General features: G+C 42.1%; 6 protein-coding genes. 2 read left to right on the forward strand and 4 right to left on the reverse strand.

The genetic code is table 11. From position 1 onward, the window contains the following. Nucleotides 1–199: 199 nt before the first annotated feature. From F6K20_RS23100 to F6K20_RS23110, 3 genes are all read right to left on the reverse strand, one after another. On the reverse strand, nucleotides 200–946 hold the full coding sequence (locus tag F6K20_RS23100; protein ID WP_008188172.1) for a hypothetical protein: 747 nt from the start codon (nucleotides 944–946) through the stop codon (nucleotides 200–202). 153 nt (nucleotides 947–1,099) lie between these two features. Further along, nucleotides 1,100–1,882: a DUF3598 family protein gene (locus tag F6K20_RS23105; protein WP_287296164.1), complete on the reverse strand. Its 783-nt coding sequence runs from the start codon at nucleotides 1,880–1,882 to the stop codon at nucleotides 1,100–1,102. Between the two features lie 3 nt (nucleotides 1,883–1,885). Continuing rightward, entirely contained in the window at nucleotides 1,886–2,956 is a 1,071-nt protein-coding gene (locus F6K20_RS23110) for a VOC family protein (RefSeq protein ID WP_008188175.1), read from the reverse strand. An 823-nt stretch (nucleotides 2,957–3,779) separates the two neighbouring features. Between F6K20_RS23110 and F6K20_RS23115 the strand changes: the two genes are divergently transcribed. Together F6K20_RS23115 and F6K20_RS23120 are read left to right on the forward strand one after the other, a co-directional pair. After that, complete coding sequence (locus F6K20_RS23115; protein ID WP_008188176.1) at nucleotides 3,780–4,061, forward strand: YiaA/YiaB family inner membrane protein; 282 nt, start codon at nucleotides 3,780–3,782, stop codon at nucleotides 4,059–4,061. A 277-nt stretch (nucleotides 4,062–4,338) separates the two neighbouring features. Further along, nucleotides 4,339–4,464 (forward strand): hypothetical protein, encoded by a 126-nt coding sequence (locus F6K20_RS23120; protein WP_287250312.1) that lies wholly within the window; start codon nucleotides 4,339–4,341, stop codon nucleotides 4,462–4,464. A 142-nt stretch (nucleotides 4,465–4,606) separates the two neighbouring features. On the opposite strand, the gene F6K20_RS23125 is transcribed toward F6K20_RS23120, so the two are convergent. Beyond that, on the reverse strand, nucleotides 4,607–5,026 hold the full coding sequence (locus F6K20_RS23125; RefSeq protein WP_008188178.1) for a helix-turn-helix domain-containing protein: 420 nt from the start codon (nucleotides 5,024–5,026) through the stop codon (nucleotides 4,607–4,609). Nucleotides 5,027–5,234: the final 208 nt, after the last annotated feature.

The following is a 5,234-nucleotide window of genomic DNA, read 5'->3' on the forward strand; positions in this document are numbered from 1 at the left end:
TTGCATATTGTTCAATTATGATTATTTGTAGATTTTCATCCTAGCAAGTAGTAATAACCTTGAAACACCAATTTTTACATTGATCTGGTTATCCAAACTATATAAACATAGCGCCGGGTCGCGGTGGCCGCTATGTCTTCGCTCTTTTCCCTTGGCTTATTTCACAGGACCGATGTACTTTTGTATTCCTTAATCTAGATTAACTTTTTTTGTTGCTAATATCTGCTGCTTCATTAAACGTATAATTATCCCAAACATTTGTGCCATCAGCTCCAGGTTTTTGAAAGACATAGGGGCGGTTAGGCATCGATTTAAAATAGTCTTTCTCAAACCAATAACCTTTTTGTTTAGCTTCTTGAATTTGGATAGCCCCAGTATTTTCATCAATTACAATTAAGTGTCCAGTGAGTCCATAAATTACTTTTTCTGGAAAAATATTACGACGAGAAACTGTATGATATGGCGGTTTCATAATCCCACGATAAAATTGATCCCGTTGTTGAGGTGGAATACCTGCCATTGCGTCTTTTAATGCTCTTTCTGTGGAATCAGTTCGATATAAATCAGCTAATTTAATCGGATCTGTTTCAGCTTCATGATGATTTCTTTTTTGATTTTCTAAGACAATCTCCCAAGGCACAAATATGGTTTCTATTTCACAAATATGGGTTTGTAATTGTTTGAGAATTTCTGCTTCATTATTTCCAGGGGGATCATTGAGCAGCTTTAACATTATTAAAACAATCCGCTCTCCTTTATTAATTGTCTCACTGTTTTTGATTTTATCAAAAATTTTTTGTATTCTTTCTTTGCTAGCTGAAGGAATATTTTGTTGTAACCCATCCCAATCAACATTACTATCCAAGGAAAGGTAACGTTCTTCCAGCATAGTTGCTATTTTCATCCAAATATCATATCGGGGATCGACAAACTTATTTAAATTCATTAACTCAATAAACCTCTAGTAAAGGTAACAGAGAGTAGGGAACAAAAATTATCACAATTCATTTAGTATCCCTATTTTATTTTTCTTCAAAAACATTCAGGATGATGCCTAAATAATGCCACATCCAAATCCTTAGATATTATTCTCTATAGTTTAAAGGTGAAATAGTTCGAGCGTCAAGCCAGAAAAGGCTCCATAATTATCATAGTTAACCCTAAGTTGTTGCAGTTGGGAATCTGTCACTAGCCAATTTGCAGCAATGTTAAAGGAGGTACCAATATTCACTTGTTCAGGACAACTCAGAGAAATACCATCAGGAAAAAAGAACATTTTATTTCCTGCCAAAGGCCAGTGCAGTTGAGTTGCTATTGGCTCAGAAACCTTTAAATCTGGGGTCATGGTAACAGCAGTTCCTTGCCAGTTACCACTCAGATTTCTCTCAGGTAAGAGATTGATTTCCTTTGACCAATATTTACTGGGAAAACCGGCTGCATCTTCACGGATACTCACTGTCCGCATCAAACTGCCATTACTATCATAAAGAATGGCAACACTATGTCTTATATCTTCATGTTTTAAGAACAATTCAGCCGGTTGAAACACCGAACCAGGTTCTAACTGTTTAGCTGACCATGTAGCTGCACCTTGTTCAAAGAAAAATGATCTCATTGACGGAAATGCTGGGTGAACAATTCCATCAGGTAACACCTTATCCTGTTTATTGGAGTGCCATTTTTTTTCTTCTATCCTACCGTCAGCGTATATATAACGATTAGTGTGATAAATTTCTGTTTGTTCTGGATTGCTGCGGAAGCTTCTCAGACTTTGAAATGATTCTATTATCTCTCCTTCAGGAGAATACCTTGTCCAAATACCATGCCAGTCACGCAAATGGTTGGCCGTGAAATTTTTCCAGTTTTGTTCTTTTAAATCCATTTTTTATCCCTCCACTAAAGTCCAAAAATAGCCATCAGGTGCAATAAATGAGAAACTTTTATCACCAAATTCGTTCTCAGATACCTGTGTTACCTCAGTTGCTGCACTACTACTAATGCGCTGGTGGTATAAATCTATCTCCTGTACTCTAATAGTGTACAAAGAAACGCCTAAGCAACCTGGACGGGAGTGGCTATGCTTGTTGGGCAGATCTGACCCTTCAATCCGCATAATGTGCAAGCGCCCAGAACGCACCTGGGATAAATCCGTAGCTGAGGCACCAGGCGGTATGAAGTCAGTCGTGAACAGATGCTCTCCATTTTCTGGACCCTTTAGTTCGAGGATATGACGGGACGCTTCACCGTATTGGCTTTCGATACTATTTACCCCACAAACCAAACCCAGTACCTGTTCGTAAAAGTCCAACTGCTCCTTACCACCTGTTACCACCATTCCTAGGTGAACGAACTCTGAGGCTTTGAAATGGGACTCTGGGTTAACAACCCCAGACAAGGGCATGGTGTAATCATGGCGTTCAAAAATGACTTGCCGTGTCAGAGGCTGGATGAGAACCATTTCATGTACACAAGGATTAGCTTGCACAAAAGGCTGAAATGGATCGGGACGATAAATCAAATTTCTCTGGGGTGGAACATAGTATACAGGTAAGCCAGCAGCGATCGCATCTTCGGCATGATTGGCAATATTAAACACATCCAAAGACAGCATCGCTCCCCAACGGCTACCCACCGCTTTTAAAGGAGTCAGTCCCAATCCTTCGTTAACTGGTTTCTCCCACACCATTAAGCGGAGCAAACCCCTGTCTTTAAGTTGATTGTGTAGTCGATGCGATCGCAAACTGGAATTGACACCATATAACTGATTAGCTTGGGTTGCACTGAGAGTACCAGATTGTCCTACACTAAAGCCAAACTGTTGCCAATATTCGATCAGAGCTGCTTCATCCTCTGCTGTTGCACCGATGGCGAGTTCGTATAAACCACTAATGGATGGAGCGTCTTCTTCTGCTGTTGGTAATGATTCATTAGCCATGTTACTTTGAGGGTTTTCCATCTTTTTCTAGGTTATGTCATCAAAGTCAAAGGGCGAAAAGTGAGAAAATTTCTCCCCCTTGTTATAGTGGCGGATTCCGCTAATAATTGGCCAGGCTAAACCCATGGAATTTTCTTTGACAAATTATCTTTTGTATGTATCTTAGCTCAAAGGGGGTTCGCGAAGCGGCTCTTTTGGAGCATCGCATCTACCATCAGCTTACCTTCAGTCCCACCCAAAGAATCCGTTGCGCACTCCACACTGTTAATGCGATTCGGGCAAAGCCCGACGCTGCGCGAACGCATCTACAAGCTTACTCAAGGATCCCACTGACAGAAATCCGTTGCGCAGTCCACTCTGTTTCACTAAAATTCTCCAAGACCGATAATGTCTGCTCGTCAGCCGTCAGCGGTCAGCATATTTTATTCAAAAGCACCTCAACTAGCCTCGCCTACGGCCAATGGCTGATAGCTGATCGCACCTCAAGTAGCGTGCCCGTAGCCCATAGGCTGATAGCTGAACGCGCACGCGTGCGCGTAGCGCATATGCTGACATAACCTCTTTTATTCTACTAGGCGCGCTTACCGAAAAGCTGAATAAGTGAAGGTTTTACAGGATTTTGCTACTATTTACTCCATTTTAAGCGCTACTCTAGTATGCCGAGCCAAAAACTGTCATTACTCTCAACAACGTTTTCCGGAGTTTTACTATTAGTTACTCCATTTCAACCTTTACTCTAGTATGCAGATCCAAAAACCGTCCTTGCTCTCAACTTACCAGACAATATGCTTTGTATCATCAAAATTAAATTGATTAACATTATTGCACTTAAAGGTTGAGTAAAATGCAAGAACGATTTGGTAACCAAACCCATAGTACAGGTTGGATAATTCAGTCTTGGGCGTCTTTTGTTATTTCTGTTTTTGCCATGACTATTGGCATTGCGAATTTGCCAGCAGATAACTGGATCAAAGGCTATTTAGGTATCGGTTTACTTTTCTCTGTTGGCTCTAGCATCAACATCGCGAAAACTACAAGAGATATCCATGAATCCAAAAAATTAACTTCGAAAGTTGAAGAAGCTAGAGTTGAAAAACTACTAACTGACCACAACTCTCTGCATTAATATCAAGTGCATAAGCTATCAGCTATCAGCTATCAGTTATTACCTATAAGCTATCAGTCATTAATCGTAGGGTGGGCAGTGCCTACCAACGTGGTTTGCAAGCTTCATTATCTGTCTGCTGCACTGCCCACCCTACATGAACCTATCAGTAGGGTGGGCAGTGCCTACTATCAGTCATTAATCGTAGGGTGGGCAGTGCCTACCAACGTGGTTTGCAAGCTTCATTATCTGTCTGCTGCACTGCCCACCCTACATGAACCTATCAGTAGGGTGGGCAGTGCCTACCAACGTGGTTTGCAAGCTTCATTATCTGTCTGCTGCACTGCCCACCCTACATGAACCTATCAGCTATCAGCTATCAGCTATCAGCTATCAGCTATCAGTTATCGGCTATTGGCCGTAGGCTAAGCTACACCGAACAGCTTTTGAATAAAATAAGCTGACCACTGATGGCTGACCACTGATGGCTGACCACTGATGGCTGACCGCTGACCGCTAACCGCTGACCACTGACCACTGACCACTGACCACTGACCGCTGACCGCTTAAGCGATTACCTTAAAATCAGAAATCGTCTCAATCCATACCCGTGCTCCACACTTTAGGGGATCATCTGGGCGATACATGACCCGACAAGGGCCATTGACTTCGACAGTATGACCGTAAGTATTGTTAGAGCCTCGTTTTACCGTAATCACTGGATTGCGTTCGCCGCTGTTGTGATTTTGGCGAATCACTTTCTGATTAACGTGGATGACGGCCTTCGTGTAATTTGTACGCTTTGACCAATTCCGCTTCGGTCCGCGAGTACCAGGGGTAACCACGGGCATGCCATCAAATAAAGGAATCACCCAAGTTCTACCGACTTTATAAGCTCCTTTAACTCTGCCCTTGCTCAACAGGAAACGGACGCGAGTGGCAGAGATACCTAGTAATTCAGCAGCTTGTGCGGTAGAAATCATCATGGCGGTAAAACCATTGCTTTAACGATATTGTTATCTTAACACGATGTTTTAGAAGATGCAAGGGAGTGGAGAGGGTGCAAAGGGTTGTAAGCGTGGAAGGTCAGAAAAACTATTGCATTGTTATAACGGGTGATATGGGCTATGTAGTTGATGTGGGAGGTTAGAAAAAACTATTGCAGCGATGCAATTAACTTTGATCCGGTGGGTG

The organism is Moorena sp. SIO2C4, assembly GCF_010672485.1.
GTDB lineage: Bacteria > Cyanobacteriota > Cyanobacteriia > Cyanobacteriales > Coleofasciculaceae > Moorena > Moorena producens.

Bases quoted from the DNA above. Each gene is read 5' to 3' on its own strand.
- F6K20_RS23100 (WP_008188172.1), bottom strand. From the start codon at position 946: ATGAATTTAAATAAGTTTGTCGATCCCCGATATGATATTTGGATGAAA.
- F6K20_RS23105 (WP_287296164.1), bottom strand. From the start codon at position 1,882: ATGGATTTAAAAGAACAAAACTGGAAAAATTTCACGGCCAACCATTTG.
- F6K20_RS23110 (WP_008188175.1), bottom strand. From the start codon at position 2,956: ATGGAAAACCCTCAAAGTAACATGGCTAATGAATCATTACCAACAGCA.
- F6K20_RS23115 (WP_008188176.1), top strand. From the start codon at position 3,780: ATGCAAGAACGATTTGGTAACCAAACCCATAGTACAGGTTGGATAATT.
- F6K20_RS23125 (WP_008188178.1), bottom strand. From the start codon at position 5,026: ATGATGATTTCTACCGCACAAGCTGCTGAATTACTAGGTATCTCTGCC.